The 13,594-nt window shown below is 61.1% G+C and carries 12 protein-coding genes and 1 tRNA gene; 9 read left to right on the top strand and 4 right to left on the bottom strand.

Annotation, left to right across the window (positions count from 1 at the left end; all coding sequences use genetic code 11):
* Nucleotides 1-397: 397 nt before the first annotated feature.
* Together ACQ4WS_RS02640 and ACQ4WS_RS02645 are read left to right on the top strand one after the other, a co-directional pair.
* On the top strand, nt 398-2,368 hold the full coding sequence (locus ACQ4WS_RS02640) for a methyl-accepting chemotaxis protein (RefSeq protein ID WP_436473416.1): 1,971 nt from the start codon (nt 398-400) through the stop codon (nt 2,366-2,368).
* Between the two features lie 51 nt (nt 2,369-2,419).
* Nucleotides 2,420-2,692: a putative signal transducing protein gene (locus ACQ4WS_RS02645; protein ID WP_092709723.1), complete on the top strand. Its 273-nt coding sequence runs from the start codon at nt 2,420-2,422 to the stop codon at nt 2,690-2,692.
* A 2-nt stretch (nt 2,693-2,694) separates the two neighbouring features.
* On the opposite strand, the gene ACQ4WS_RS02650 is transcribed toward ACQ4WS_RS02645, so the two are convergent.
* Complete coding sequence (locus ACQ4WS_RS02650) at nt 2,695-3,243, bottom strand: thymidine kinase (protein WP_436473419.1); 549 nt, start codon at nt 3,241-3,243, stop codon at nt 2,695-2,697.
* Nucleotides 3,244-3,533: 290 nt separating this feature from the next.
* Between ACQ4WS_RS02650 and ACQ4WS_RS02655 the strand changes: the two genes are divergently transcribed.
* Together ACQ4WS_RS02655 and ACQ4WS_RS02660 are read left to right on the top strand one after the other, a co-directional pair.
* Nucleotides 3,534-4,925 carry a pyridoxal-phosphate dependent enzyme gene (locus tag ACQ4WS_RS02655; protein WP_436473420.1) on the top strand — a complete coding sequence of 464 codons (1,392 nt, stop codon included), beginning with the start codon at nt 3,534-3,536 and terminating at the stop codon, nt 4,923-4,925.
* On the top strand, nt 4,922-6,103 hold the full coding sequence (locus ACQ4WS_RS02660) for a trans-sulfuration enzyme family protein (protein WP_436473422.1): 1,182 nt from the start codon (nt 4,922-4,924) through the stop codon (nt 6,101-6,103). The genes ACQ4WS_RS02655 and ACQ4WS_RS02660 overlap by 4 nt, the downstream gene beginning before the upstream one ends.
* Nucleotides 6,104-6,322: 219 nt before the next feature.
* On the opposite strand, the gene ACQ4WS_RS02665 is transcribed toward ACQ4WS_RS02660, so the two are convergent.
* Nucleotides 6,323-7,159 (bottom strand): hypothetical protein, encoded by an 837-nt coding sequence (locus ACQ4WS_RS02665; protein ID WP_436473424.1) that lies wholly within the window; start codon nt 7,157-7,159, stop codon nt 6,323-6,325.
* A 112-nt stretch (nt 7,160-7,271) separates the two neighbouring features.
* Here ACQ4WS_RS02665 and ACQ4WS_RS02670 point away from each other — a divergent pair, with 112 nt between their 5' ends.
* From ACQ4WS_RS02670 to ACQ4WS_RS02680, 3 genes are all read left to right on the top strand, one after another.
* Nucleotides 7,272-7,718: a DUF2939 domain-containing protein gene (locus ACQ4WS_RS02670; RefSeq protein ID WP_436473425.1), complete on the top strand. Its 447-nt coding sequence runs from the start codon at nt 7,272-7,274 to the stop codon at nt 7,716-7,718.
* A gap of 125 nt (nt 7,719-7,843) precedes the next feature.
* Nucleotides 7,844-8,347 carry a DUF2939 domain-containing protein gene (locus ACQ4WS_RS02675; RefSeq protein ID WP_436473427.1) on the top strand — a complete coding sequence of 168 codons (504 nt, stop codon included), beginning with the start codon at nt 7,844-7,846 and terminating at the stop codon, nt 8,345-8,347.
* Between the two features lie 79 nt (nt 8,348-8,426).
* A complete protein-coding gene (locus ACQ4WS_RS02680; protein ID WP_099403040.1) occupies nt 8,427-8,639 on the top strand; it encodes a hypothetical protein in 213 nt (70 codons plus the stop codon).
* A gap of 22 nt (nt 8,640-8,661) precedes the next feature.
* Here ACQ4WS_RS02680 and ACQ4WS_RS02685 read toward each other — a convergent pair whose 3' ends face one another.
* A complete protein-coding gene (locus ACQ4WS_RS02685; RefSeq protein WP_436473429.1) occupies nt 8,662-10,059 on the bottom strand; it encodes an HD-GYP domain-containing protein in 1,398 nt (465 codons plus the stop codon).
* 494 nt (nt 10,060-10,553) lie between these two features.
* Between ACQ4WS_RS02685 and ACQ4WS_RS02690 the strand changes: the two genes are divergently transcribed.
* Complete coding sequence (locus ACQ4WS_RS02690; protein ID WP_436473431.1) at nt 10,554-12,833, top strand: TonB-dependent receptor; 2,280 nt, start codon at nt 10,554-10,556, stop codon at nt 12,831-12,833.
* A gap of 102 nt (nt 12,834-12,935) precedes the next feature.
* A tRNA-Leu gene (locus tag ACQ4WS_RS02695) sits at nt 12,936-13,019 on the top strand.
* A 316-nt stretch (nt 13,020-13,335) separates the two neighbouring features.
* On the opposite strand, the gene ACQ4WS_RS02700 is transcribed toward ACQ4WS_RS02695, so the two are convergent.
* Entirely contained in the window at nt 13,336-13,521 is a 186-nt protein-coding gene (locus tag ACQ4WS_RS02700; RefSeq protein WP_436473433.1) for a hypothetical protein, read from the bottom strand.
* Nucleotides 13,522-13,594: the final 73 nt, after the last annotated feature.

The following is a 13,594-nucleotide window of genomic DNA, read 5'->3' on the forward strand; positions in this document are numbered from 1 at the left end:
CCCCATGGAAAATCAGTTTCTTCCTGGAAGCTTAAACGCGAATTAAAGGCGGCGTCTCATTCATTACAAAGTGAAACATTCGTGACAAAAATCGCATCATCCGCCAGCAACGCTGGTACCAACATGCATCATTGAAATCTAAAAAGTCAATGGATATTTTTTGCAATCGTTGATGCAGATGATGTTTTTGCGCGAAAAAAATGATTCCTGCGGGAAACACTTAGTAACAAAACGCAAGCTACATGCTATCATCGCGCCCTGAAATTTTGCTTCCCTGTGCGCGGCCCTCAAGCCGGCGCGCCTCCGTTTCAAGCGCATTCCCCAGCAGATCCCCTCCCCGCGTGTCATGTCATGACCAGGAATGGCCGGGCTGATTACCATTTTCCAGACTCACACTATGCCTACAAAATCGTTCTCCCTCCGCCACTGTAGTGTCGGCGGCAAGATTACCGTCTTCACGTTTGCGCTCGTCAGCCTGATCCTCGCCAGCCTGACGACCTTGATCAGTATCCGCACCTCGTCTGCCCTGGAAGAACGCGCCGAAGCGGCCGTCACCAGCGAACTCAATAGCGTCATGACGACCACGGAAGTGTTTCATACCGCCATGGTCAACGAGGCAGCCAGCTTTGCGCGCCTGTTCGCGGCCGAGTTTCCCGGCCCGTTCACGGTCGACACGGGCGCCATGGTGGCCGTGGCCGGCAAAGCCACGCCGGCCCTGGCCAACGGCGGCAAGGTGCTCAACCTCGATACCGCCCTGGTCGACCGCTACACGGCCCAGACGGGCGTAATCGCCACCATCTTTGCCGCCAACGGCGATGAATTCGTGCGCATCAGCACCTCGCTGAAAAAACAGGACGGCGAACGGGCCATCGGCACCCTGCTCGACCATAACCACCCCAGCTATGCGCCGCTGCGCGCCGGCCAGCGCTTCGTGGGCATGGCCACCTTGTTTGGCAAGCAATACATCACCCAGTACGACCCCGTGCGCGATGCGGGCGGCAAGGTGGTGGGCGTGCTGTTCATCGGCCTGGACATCAGCAAGAATCTGGCCATGCTGAAAGAGAAGATTCGCCAGGTCAAGGTCGGCCAGACGGGCTACATCTATATCGTCGACACGGCGCCCGGCGCCAATTATGGCCACCTGGTGCTGCACCCGAACAGCGAAGGCAAGAGCGCGCTCGAGTTCAAGTCCAGCGATGGCCGCCTGTTCATCCAGGAAATGCTGGCGCAAAAGAATGGCGCCATGCGCTACACCTGGACGGCAGCCGGCGAAACGGCTGCCGTCGCGCGTGAAAAGCAGCTGTATTACCGTCAATTCAAGGATTGGCAATGGATCATCGCGGGCGGCACGTTCACGGACGAGATCACCTTGGAAGCGCGCCAGCTGCGCAACCAGCTGGCCATTTCCGGCTTCATCGCCCTGCTCGTCTTCGTCCTGCTGCTGTACTGGCTGGTGCGCACCCTCGTGTCGCGCCCGCTGGCCGCCGCCGAAACGGCCGCCGCGCAGATTGCCGCCGGCGACCTGACGGTGCACCTCGATACCAGCAGCCACGACGAAATCGGCCGCCTGCTGCGCGCCATGAACCGCATCAGCGACAATCTGTCGCAAGTGGTCAGCAATGTGCGCGGCAGCGCCGGACAGATCGCCACGGCGTCCGGTGAAATCGCCAGCGGCAACCTGGACTTGTCGAGCCGCACGGAGCAGCAAGCCAGTTCGCTGGAAGAAACGGCCGCCTCGATGGAAGAACTCAGTTCCACCGTGCGCCAGAACGTCGACCATGCCCAGCAGGCAAGCCGGCTGGCGCACGACTCATCGACCCTGGCAGCCGAAGGCGGCGCAGCCGTGGCGCAAGTGGCCAGCACCATGGACGCCATCCGCAGCGCATCGGGCAAGATCGCCGACATCATCGGCGTCATCGACGGCATCGCCTTTCAGACGAATATCCTGGCCTTGAACGCGGCCGTGGAAGCGGCCAGGGCCGGCGAACAGGGACGCGGCTTTGCCGTCGTCGCCACCGAAGTGCGCACCCTGGCGCAGCGCTCGACGGCCGCGGCGAAAGACATCAAGGACTTGATCCAGGCGTCCGCCGGTACGGTGGACCTGGGCCACGCGCAAGTGCGCCAAGCCAGCGCCACCATGGACACGGTGGTAGCCAGCGTGCAGCAAGTGAGCACCATCATGGCAGAAATCGCGCAGGCCAGCGAAGAGCAGCGCAGCGGCATCGAGCAAGTCAACCAGGCCATCGCCCAGATGGACCAGGTGACACAGCAGAACGCGGCCCTGGTGGAAGAAGCGGCTGCGGCCGCCGACGCCTTGCAGGAGCAGGCGCAAGAGCTGAACCAGGTGGTGGGCGTGTTCAAGCTGTAAGGGCTAGCCTGGTGCTAAGATGGGTACGAACTCACCTTACCAGGAGGCAGCATGCACGACGACTATGTTTTGATTGCCCGGCTGATGATCCCCACGGACGCCCACGTCATCCGCGGCTGCCTGGCAGCGGCCGGCATCGACGTGCTGCTGACGGACGACCAGCACATGCAGGCCGACATGCTGCTGGCAGCCGCCATCGGCGGCGCCCGCGTGATGGTGCGCGAACACGACGTGGCGCGTGCCAATGACATCCTGGCAGCCTTCGAACGGGGCGATCTGGCCTTGTCCGATGATGCGGACGTGGGCGCGCCCGTCGCCGAATAGGCCTACGAGTAGAAACAGCGCCCGCAAGCCTGGCGGTAACTCTCGTTGCCGCCAATACTGATCTGCTCGCCTTCCTTGATGCGGCGGCCCTGCTCATCCACGCGGATGCTCATCGTGGCCTTCTTGCCGCAAGTACAAATATTCTTCAATTCCTCGATATCGTCGGCCAGCGCCAGCAGATAGGCCGAGCCGGGGAACGGTTCACCCTTGAAATCCGTGCGCAAACCGTAGCAAATGACGGGCACGCCCTTCACTTGTGCCAGCTGGTGCAATTGTTGCACCTGTGCCGTGCTGAGAAAGTGCGCTTCATCCACCAACAGGCAAGCCACCTGGGAAATATCGTCGAGGAAATTCGTGTCGGCATGGAAGATATCGACCTGGCGCTGCGGGCCCAGGCGCGACGTCACTCTACCCACGCCATAGCGGCTGTCGATGGCGGCCGTGTACAGGCGCACCTGCTGGCCCTGCTCTTCATAGTTGTGCGCGACCTGTAACAAGGCCGTCGACTTGCCCGCGTTCATTGCGGAATACCGGAAATAAAGTTTTGCCACTGCCGCCTGCCCTGTCTGAGTAATTTCAATACTATTTAGTCTCTTTTCGAGGCGTGATTATAAATCGCAATGGTAGGCTTGCGGCAGCTTAATAGTCGTGTCCTTGGCGCGGCAAGCGGGCAAAAAACGGCGCATACTCGCATCGCGTGCCTTGCCGACCATATGCGCAGGGCGCATATGCAAGCATGCAAACATTCGTTCGCCGCACTCGTCCAACCGCCTACACTGCGCGGCACGGAAGGCGGCTCGGGACACAATCCGGGGCCGTTGTTTCTCTGACAGGAGCCACCATGAATGATCGAATGCCATCCCCATCCCAGCCGCCAGCGCTATACAAGCTGATCGGCAATACCCCCCTGGTCGAAGTGACCCGGCTAGCCACGGGCATGTGCCAGCTGTTCCTGAAACTGGAATCGCAAAATCCCGGCGGTTCCATCAAGGACCGCATCGGCCTGTCCATCATCGAAGCGGCCGAAGCCGACGGCCGCTTGCAGCCGGGCGGCACCATCGTCGAGGCGACGGCCGGCAACACCGGCATCGGCCTGGCCCTGGTCGGCCGCATCAAGGGCTACCGCGTGATCCTTGTCGTGCCCGACAAGATGTCGACAGAAAAAGTGCTGCACTTGAAAGCCCTGGGCGCGGAAGTGCACACCACGCGCTCCGACGTGGGCAAGGGCCATCCCGAGTACTACCAGGATTACGCGGCGCGCCTGGCGCGCGAACTGCCGGGCGCCTTCTTCGCCGACCAGTTCAACAATCCCGCCAATCCGCTGGCCCACGAAACGACGACGGCGCCCGAAATCTGGGAGCAAAGCGGCCATGACGTGGACGCCATCGTCGTCGGCGTCGGTTCCTCCGGCACCCTGACGGGCCTGACGCGCTACTTCCGCAAGGCGCAGCCGAAACTGGAATTCGTGCTGGCCGACCCGCAAGGCTCCATCCTCACCGAATACATCGACACGGGCAAGGTGTCGGACACGAGCGGCTCGTGGGCCGTGGAAGGCATCGGCGAAGATTTTATCCCCGCCATCGCCGACATGAACGGCGTCACGAAGGCCTACACCATCACGGACCAGGAAAGTTTTGATTCCGCGCGCGCCCTGCTGCTTGCCGAAGGCATTTTAGGAGGCTCGTCGACCGGCACGCTGCTAGCCGCCGCCCTCAAGTACTGCCGCGAACAGACCACGCCGAAGCGCGTCGTCACCTTCGTCTGCGACACGGGCACGCGTTACCTGTCAAAGGTCTACAACGACGGCTGGATGCGCGACCAGGGTTTGTTACAGCGGGCGCTCTCGGGCGACTTGCGCGACCTGATCGGGCGCCGCTACGACGAGGGTGACGTCGTCAGCGTGGCGCCGGGCGACACCCTGCTGACGGCCTTCAACCGTATGCGCGCCAGCGACCTGGCGCAGCTACCCGTCATCGATGCAGGTCAATTGGTCGGCATCCTCGACGAATCGGACTTGCTGCTGCGCGTCTCGGGCGACGCCGCGTATTTCGCCTCGCTGGTGGGCGCCACCATGACGACGCAGCTCGAAACGCTGGCGCCGTCAAGCGGCTTGCCCGCCCTGCGCGCCACCCTGGACCGGGGCTTGACGGCCGTCGTCGCCGACGATAGCGCCTTTTATGGCTTGATCACCCGCTTCGACCTTCTCAATCACTTACGCAGGACACTATCTTGAGCCAAGAAACCACCCGCAAGAGCCGCCTCGCCACGCGCGTCATCCACGCCGGCCAGTCGCCCGACCCGTCGACGGGTGCCATCATGCCGCCCATTTACGCCACCTCCACCTTCGTGCAGGACAGCCCCGGCGTGCACAAGGGACTCGATTACGCCCGCTCGCACAATCCCACGCGCTGGGCGCTCGAACGCTGCGTGGCCGACCTGGAAGGCGGCAGCGCGGCCTTCGCGTTTGCCTCGGGCCTGGCCGCCATTGCGTCCGTGCTGGAATTGCTGGACGCCGGTAGCCACATCATCGCCGGCGACGACATGTACGGCGGCACCTACCGATTGTTCGAGCGCGTGCGCCGGCGCTCGGCCGGGCACGAATTTACCTATGTCGATTTGACCAATCCCGAGAATCTGCTGGCCGCGCTGCGTCCAGAGACGAAGATGGTGTGGGTGGAAACCCCCACCAATCCCATGCTGAAACTGGCCGATTTGCGCGCGATTGCCGACATCTGCCGCGCGCGGGGCATCATCGCCGTGGCCGACAACACCTTCGCCAGCCCGCTGGTGCAGCGCCCGCTGGAACACGGCTTCGATATCGTCGTGCATTCGACCACCAAGTATCTGAACGGCCATTCGGACATCATCGGCGGTATCGCCATCGTCGGCGCGGAAGAACGCCAGGCGGAGTGGCGCGAGCAGCTGGGCTTTTTGCAAAATTCGGTGGGCGCGATTGCCGGACCGTTCGACAGCTTTTTAGCCTTGCGCGGCGTGAAAACCCTGGCCATCCGCATGCAGCGCCATTGCGAAAGCGCCCTGGCGCTGGCGCAGTGGCTGGAGCAGCAGAAGGAAGTGAAAACGGTGTTTTATCCGGGACTGGCTTCGCATCCACAACACGCGCTGGCGCAGCGCCAGATGGATGGTTTCGGCGGCATCGTCTCGATCGACCTCGATACGGATTTGGCCGGCGCGCGGCGCTTCCTCGAACGCTGCGAGGTGTTTGCCCTGGCCGAAAGCCTGGGCGGCGTGGAAAGCCTGATCGAACATCCTGCCCTGATGACGCACGCCAGCATCCCGGCCGAGCAGCGGGCAACACTGGGCATCGGCGATGGTTTGATCCGGCTGTCGGTGGGCATCGAAGACATCGAAGACCTGCGCCATGACTTGCGCACGGCGCTCGACGCGATTTGATCGGCCGGCTCCTATTTTTTTCAGTATGGTAGCGGCGCGCCAGATGCTGTTCCAGTTGCTCTGGATAAACAGCACCTTTTTGAACTCAAGCCGCGCATACATGGCCGCCCGGCCCTGGAAATGGGGTGAGCGCGGATCGCTGCTCTGGCCATACGCGGCCAGCGCGCGCCAGTTGCCCGAAGCGTAAGGCACGGGCGAACTGGCATGGTCAACTCAGCATCAGGACGCGTCGATTAGGGCCGCAATACGCTGCTTGAGTTCCACATTTTCCGCCTGCAGCTGCGCCACCCGCTGTTTCAGGCTGGCGATCTCGCCGCGCAAGCGTTCCGTTTCCGAAGGCGCCTGGGCTGCATTCTCGGCCCACGGCTCATTGCCCGTCTCCGGCGTATCCTGCGATACATGCACTTTCGGCTCGCGCGGCGTGCGCGTGGCGGCGCGCTGTTCGCGGATTTCCTTGGCCGCCTGGCGTAATAATTTCTTGCCGCCGGCGACGGCCGCCACCTGCTCTTCCGGCGGCAAGGAGGCCACAGTGGCCGCCGCGTTGATGGAGATCGTGCCCGAGCGGACGGCTTCCACCAGTTCCGGCGCAGCCGCTTTCTGGATCTTCTCGATCTGGCTGATCTGGTTGCTGCTCAGGCGCGCCGCCTTGGCCACTTCTTCGCGCGTGCTCATGGCCGGTTTTGGCGCGCTTTCGCCGTCCGGCGCATCCTGCGCGCTGACGGGCGCCGGACTGCGCGCGGCGACGATTTCCTTCTTGCGCAGGGCCAGCACGCCGCGCTGGAAGTCCGACACGCTACGGCGCGCCAGGTGATTGTCGATCATCCACAGCATGACGTCGTCGAGCGACGTAAAACTGGTGTTCTGGATGGTCTTGAATTCGATGCCGTGCTGGCGGCAGATGGCATAGCGATTATGCCCGTCGATCAACACGTCGTTCCACAGTACCAGCGCGTCGCGGCAGCCTTCGGCCAGCAGACTGCGTTCGAGCGCCGCGTATTCGCTGGCGGTGAGCGGATCGATATACGACTGCAGTACCTGATTGATAGTGATATTCATGGTTGTCCTCAATATTACGGCGCGATGGTGCGCGCCGGCACGCATGCTACACCATCGGCCATGCCTGGCCGGGTAAAATCACGGCGGCACAGCTCAACCAAAAACACAGACCATGAAAAGAAAGTACGCCACCGCGATCATTTTTACCGTTGCCGCCATCGGCTTCACCTGGGTCAGCCCCTACATCGCCATGTACCGCATCAGCATCGCGGCGAAATCCGTGCGCCTGGAAACCCTGGCGCAGCAGGCCGACCTGCCCGCCGTACGGGCCAGCGTGGCGCGCCAGTTGCGGGCGGCCGGCGAAACGGCCAGCGAAGACGATTTCAAGGAAATGCTCGACACCATCGTCTCGCCGCCCGGCATCACGGTATTGATCTTGCACGGCAAGCAGGGGCCGGACGGCAAGCGTCACGACTTCGGCATGGCATACCGCTCGTGGAACGAAGTGGTGCTGCGACGCAGCGGTGCCGGCCCCGCCGCCAGCCAATTTTTGCTGCGCCGCCAAGGCGTCTGGGACTGGAAACTGACGGACATTAGCTTGCCGCCAGAATTACTCTGAAAAAACTTGATCTAAAACAATACTTACCTAAACCGCCATATTGATTTTCGGAAATATTATGTAGAATACCAGCACTTCAGGCGCACCGGGTCGCCAGACATCCGAGAGATCGCACGATGAAAAGAATGATGCTTCTCGCTGTAGTGGCACTGGTCGCGCTGGCCGGCGTCTTCTATGGCAGCCCGTATTTCACCATGAACAATATCCACGCGGCGACCATGGACGAGGATAGCCAGGCCTTGGCTGCGCATATCGACCTGCCCCAGCTGCGCGGCAGCCTCGGGCAGCAACTGCACGCTCTGTTCTCGGCACCGGAAGTGGCCGACGACATTAGCCCCGACGTCATCGCCCCCTTGCTCGATACCATGCTGATGCCCGAGGGCATCGTCGCCTTGATGAAGCTCAATGACCGCTACGAAAAACCGATCGCCAAGGTTAGCGATATCAGTGGCCGCGAGCGTACTACCAAACCCGACTACAAACTGCGCTACACCTCCTGGGACAGCGTCGTGGTGCAGCGCGCGCACAGCAAAAGCCATATCGGCGAGCTGACCCTGACGCGCGACGGCCTGTGGCACTGGAAACTGGTGTCGGTAGCCCTGCCGAAGAACTTGCTGGCCGACGCGTAAGGCGCCGGCCCCGCGTATCGGCAAACCAGCGGCTGTGCGGCACTGCTATCATCAAGCTTTGATTTCCATCGGAGGCTCCATGTCAGACCTGGTCCAACACGCATTGACCCACGCGGGCAAACCGGCCACCACGCCCTGGGTGGTGACCCTGGTCAGCGGTGAAAAACTCACCGGTCCCATTTCCCCGCTCAGTGACGGCTGTTACGCCATCGGCCTGGGACAAATCAAGTATTTTTCCAGCGATAAGGTCGCCTGCCTGAATGTGTCGGGCGCGGGCGCGTTTCCCATCTAAGCAAGCACGCGCCAGCCCTGGCTTATGCCGCCAGGCGCGTGCCGTCGGGCTGCGCAAGGTCGGGCAAGCACGCCAGCGCCACTTTCAAGGCGGCAAAACACTGCGCGTCGATGGCAGTGCCCACGGTTTCGGCCATGATCTCGAGCGCTTTCGGAATGGGGATCGGTCCCCGGTAAGGGCGGTCGGCCGTGATGGCGTCGAAAATATCGGCCGTGGTGATGATGCGCGTCTCCAGGCTGATGTCGTCGGCCGTCAAGCCCCGCGGATAGCCCTTGCCATCGAGCCGCTCATGGTGCGCAGCTGCCACGACAGCCAGTTCGGCAAATGCATCAATGCGTGACAAAATCGTTACCGTATAGTGTGCGTGCTGCTGCACGGCCAGCCACTCATCCGCGTCGAGCTTACCAGCCTTGTCCAGTACGCTATTGCTCACGCCGAGCTTACCCACGTCGTGCAGCAAGGCACCCCGCTTGAGCCAGCGACGCCGCTGCGGCGACACGCCCAAGGTTTCGGCGATCATGTCCGTGTACAAGGCTACCCTGGCGCTATGCCCGCTCGTATACGGGCTTTTCGAATCGACCACCTGGCCGAACGCGGCCGCGATGTCGTCGAGATAGTCCTCATCCACCGGGACAGAACGGTTCGCCGGTTCCAGCGCCGCCACGGCAGCTGTAAGGTCCTGCGACCTCAACATGGACCAGAAGGCGCCCGACTGCGCCGCCCGCTCGAACGCCTGCACCAGTTGCGGGTCAAACCAGCTGCCCGCGCGCTGGCGCACTTCGGCCTGGGCGGCGCGCGCGCCATCGGCCGTATGAAACACGTCGATCACCTGCGCCAGCAAGGCAATGCGCGAAAACAGTGGGATCTCCTGGCCGGCCAATTTGTCCGGCTTGCCCTGGCCATTGTAGTGTTCGTCGAGGCTGTAGATGCCCTGTGCCACAGATTCCGGAAAGCGCAGCAGGCGTGCGATGTCGGCGCCGCGCTGGCAGCGCGTGGCGATCAGCTCTTGCGCGATGTGAGAGCCGTCGCGCAAGATGGTCATCACGGCGCGGAAGCGCTCGGCCAGGCCCGCCTTCAGGCCCGTGTGCTTGAGAACGAATTTGAGCACTTGCGGCAAGCTGTCACCCACCGTCTTGAAGCCTTGCTTGAAAGACAGATCGTCCGTCAGGTAGAGCTCGCAGATGCGCGCGGCATTGCTGCTGCAGCCCAGGTCCTTGAGCAGCAGGGTGTAATACAAATTCCACAAGTCTTCATCCGCCATGCCCAATTCGCGTCCCAGGTGCATGCCGATCCAGCAACAGCGGATGCAATGGCCTTCCGGCTGTCCCTCCGTGATGTCGAGGGCCTGGCTCAGGGCGGCGATCAGTTCGGAGAGTCGGATGCCGTCAACGGCCGGTGCACTTGCGGATAAAATTAACATGGTAGAAATATATGTTTCTAATTTGCAATAAATTACATTCTACGCGAAATCTTGCCTGTCGATGCCTTGCGGCAAGATCATCGTGCGTGCATGCGCCGCGTTGCAACAGCTGGCAGGCAACATGCCATCCCATGATGTGGCAATACAACAACATCGCATGGCAAAAAGAAAGATCGGAAACTGTCGCATTTTCCGCACTGCGCACTGGCCGTATGCACACCAGGGCGTTGGCATGCTTGCGCTGGCTCAGGAGAAACCTTCGGTGGCCAAGTGGCCCTTTGTGCCGGCACAAGCCTGTCGGCACTCCACTATGCACCCGCCAGATATTGACGACAAATACGATTTTATTCGCGTATTGAGTCGAAACAGATATGAATAGCCGCCGCTGAAAAATGGCATGAATACCAAAACTTTCCGTGCTAGCATGACTTTTCGTTCAGCTGGCCAGCGCCAGCTTGCATGCCCCAACAACCTTGACCGACAGGAGCCGTTTCATGATGACACCGCATGCCAGCACAGTACGCCACACCCTGATTGCCCTGGCAATCACTGCCGCCTTTCCCCTGCAGGCGATGGCGCAGGCACAGGACAGCGTCCCGGCGCCTGCCGCGCCGGTGGCACAGGCCGGTCCTGGCCAACTGGAAACGGTGATCGTGACGGCGCAGCGGCGCGCGGAAAACATCAAGGACGTGCCGATGTCCATCGCCACATTGAAAGGCGACAAGCTCGACACCCTGACGGCCGGCGGCGCCGACATCCGCTTCCTCAACAGCCGCTCGCCCAGCGTGTCCGTCGAATCGGATTACGGCCGCACCTTCCCCCGCTTCTATATTCGCGGCCTGGGCAATACCGACTTCGACCTGAACGCCTCGCAGCCCGTGGGCCTGGTGATGGATGACGTGGTGCAGGAAAACGCCATGCTCAAGGGTTTCCCCGTGTTTGACGTCGATCAGGTCGAGGTGCTGCGCGGCCCGCAAGGCACCTTGTTCGGCCGCAACTCGCCGGCCGGCGTGATCAAGTTCGATTCCGCCAAGCCCGTCTTCAAGACGGAAGGCTACCTGAGCGGCGGCTTCGGCAAGGATGGCATGAAGAACCTGGAAGGCGCCTTCAACGTGCCCGTCAGCGACACCGTTGCCCTGCGCTTTTCCGGCCAGACCCAGCGCCGCGACGACCGCGTGCACAACCCGCGCCCCACCGGCACGCGCGACTTCGAAGGCTATGAAGACAGCGCCGCCCGCCTGCAAGTGCTGGTCAAGCCCACGCGCGACTTCACTGCCCTGTTCAACGTGCACGCGCGCAACCTCGACGGCACGGCCACGCTGTTCCGCGCCAACATCCTGAAACAGGGTACCAACGACCTGGTCGACGGCTTTGATTACGATAACTACCCGACCGACGGTATCAACCGCCAGCATCTGAAAACCAAGGGCGGCAGCATGCGCCTGAAATGGGACTTGCCGGGCGTCACTCTGCATTCGATCACCGGCTACGAAAAACTCGATTTCTTCAGCCGCGCCGACGTCGACGGCGGCTATGGCGCCGTGTACGCGCCGCCGATGGGCCCCGGCTTCATCCCCTTCGTCGTGGAAACGGCCGACGTGATCCCCAACCACAAGCAGATTTCGCAGGAATTCCGCGCCGAATCGAGCGCCAAGGGACCTCTGCAATGGATCGCCGGCCTGTTCTACTTCAAGGAAGATATCCAGATCGACAGCATCAGCTTTGACAGCCTGGCGCCCGGCAACCCGCAAAATAGCGCCTACGCCACGCAAAACCAGAGCTCGAAGTCGTACGCGGCCTTCGGCTCGCTGAACTACACGGTCTCGGACGCCCTGAAACTGCGCGGCGGCCTGCGCTACACGACGGACAAGAAGGATTTCTCGGCCAAGCGCGTGGAAGCGACCACGGCCGGCCCTTTCAACCTCAACGACACCTCGCACAACATCAGCTGGGACTTGAGCGGCACCTACGTGCTCACGCCGGAAACGAACGCCTACGCGCGCATCGCCACCGGCTACCGCGCGCCGTCGATGCAGGGACGCCTGAACGGCCTGGCCGACCGCCCCTCGTTTGCGGGCGCCGAGAAAGCCCTTTCCGTCGAGGCCGGCATCAAGCAGGATTTGTTCGACAAGCGCGCGCGTCTGAGCGTGGCCGTGTTCCAGTACCGCGTCAAAGACAAGCAACTGACGGCCGGCAGCGGCGCCGTCAACATGAACCAGCTGATCAACGCCGACAAGGCCACGGGCCGTGGCGTGGAACTCGATTTCCAGGCGAACCTCAGCGATTCGCTCAGCATGACCCTGGGCGGCAGCTACAACCACACGGAAATCCAGGACAAGAAACTGTTCGTGCAAAGCTGCGGCAACGCGCAAAACAACCCGGCCAGCGGCTGCACCGTCACCGACCCGCTGGGCCCGTTCAAAGGCACGGCCTACATCGACGGCAACCCGCTGCCGCGCGCGCCGGAATGGCAAACCAACTTCACCCTGAAATACAGCATCCCCCTCGCCAATGGCGAGTTCTACGCCTACACGGACTGGGCCTACCGCACCAGTTACAACTTCTTCCTGTATGAAGCGAAGGAATACAAGGCCAAGGAACTGCTCGAAGGCGGCTTGCGCGTCGGCTACAAATGGGACAAATACGAACTCTCCGCGTATGGTCGCAATATCACCAACCAGATCCAGTCGCTGGGCGCGATCGATTTCGACAACCTGACGGGCATCGTCAACGAACCGCGCACGTATGGGGTGCAGTTCAAGGCGACGTTTTGATGGCGGGTAGGTAAAACCAGGCTGTCCGGTGCAAATCGGACAGCCTGCCCCAGGCACAAGATGGCGTGATGCGCATCACCTGTGCTAGAATCTCGCCGCGCTGCCCGGATGGTGAAACTGGTAGACACTGGAGACTTAAAATCTCCCGCCTGTAAGGGCGTGCCGGTTCAATTCCGGCTCCGGGCACTCAGAGACATTTTTGCAGTACGCGATAAAAGGCGATAAATCTAATAGAAACAAGGATTTATCGCCTTTTTTCTTTTCGTCAGGCGCTAGAAATTGCGATACGAGACGTTTAAGAAGCTGCACCAACTCCCCAAAAAATTCCCAGAACGTGCCTAAGTTCGTTCACTTAAGCAAAAAAGCCCCCTTTTCTGAAGAGGATTTGGTACTTTTTTCATGGAACTTCTGCCTCAATCACTCGTTTTTTAGTCCGCAATGAGGACAAAAAAACCTTAACTGAACGGCATTACAATAATGTTCCCATGTTTTCCTCGGGAGATTACCCTAGCATTTGCCAAAATTTACCAATGAATTTACCAAAATGGCAATCCCGGTTCAGGATGGCAAGTTTTGGCGATATCGCTTCATGCTCAAAGGTGTCCGGGTGTTCGGCACTTCCAAAAAAGTGGTGGCAGTTCGCTATGGCTTCAAGCAGTTCGCCGAGTGTGGCTTTGTCCATCGTCATACGTATCCTTTCCAGGGATCGATTGTATCGCATGACTTTTTTACACAAAAAATTTGATCGGCTCAGGCTCAGG

This window comes from Janthinobacterium leeuwenhoeki (genome assembly GCF_051380795.1).
GTDB lineage: Bacteria > Pseudomonadota > Gammaproteobacteria > Burkholderiales > Burkholderiaceae_D > Janthinobacterium.

Excerpts from the sequence above, each read along its gene's own strand:
- ACQ4WS_RS02640 (WP_436473416.1), top strand. The coding sequence starts at position 398 with ATGCCTACAAAATCGTTCTCCCTCCGCCACTGTAGTGTCGGCGGCAAG.
- ACQ4WS_RS02645 (WP_092709723.1), top strand. The coding sequence starts at position 2,420 with ATGCACGACGACTATGTTTTGATTGCCCGGCTGATGATCCCCACGGAC.
- ACQ4WS_RS02655 (WP_436473420.1), top strand. The coding sequence starts at position 3,534 with ATGAATGATCGAATGCCATCCCCATCCCAGCCGCCAGCGCTATACAAG.
- ACQ4WS_RS02665 (WP_436473424.1), bottom strand. The coding sequence starts at position 7,159 with ATGAATATCACTATCAATCAGGTACTGCAGTCGTATATCGATCCGCTC.
- ACQ4WS_RS02670 (WP_436473425.1), top strand. The coding sequence starts at position 7,272 with ATGAAAAGAAAGTACGCCACCGCGATCATTTTTACCGTTGCCGCCATC.
- ACQ4WS_RS02675 (WP_436473427.1), top strand. The coding sequence starts at position 7,844 with ATGATGCTTCTCGCTGTAGTGGCACTGGTCGCGCTGGCCGGCGTCTTC.
- ACQ4WS_RS02680 (WP_099403040.1), top strand. The coding sequence starts at position 8,427 with ATGTCAGACCTGGTCCAACACGCATTGACCCACGCGGGCAAACCGGCC.
- ACQ4WS_RS02685 (WP_436473429.1), bottom strand. The coding sequence starts at position 10,059 with ATGTTAATTTTATCCGCAAGTGCACCGGCCGTTGACGGCATCCGACTC.
- ACQ4WS_RS02690 (WP_436473431.1), top strand. The coding sequence starts at position 10,554 with ATGATGACACCGCATGCCAGCACAGTACGCCACACCCTGATTGCCCTG.
- ACQ4WS_RS02700 (WP_436473433.1), bottom strand. The coding sequence starts at position 13,521 with ATGACGATGGACAAAGCCACACTCGGCGAACTGCTTGAAGCCATAGCG.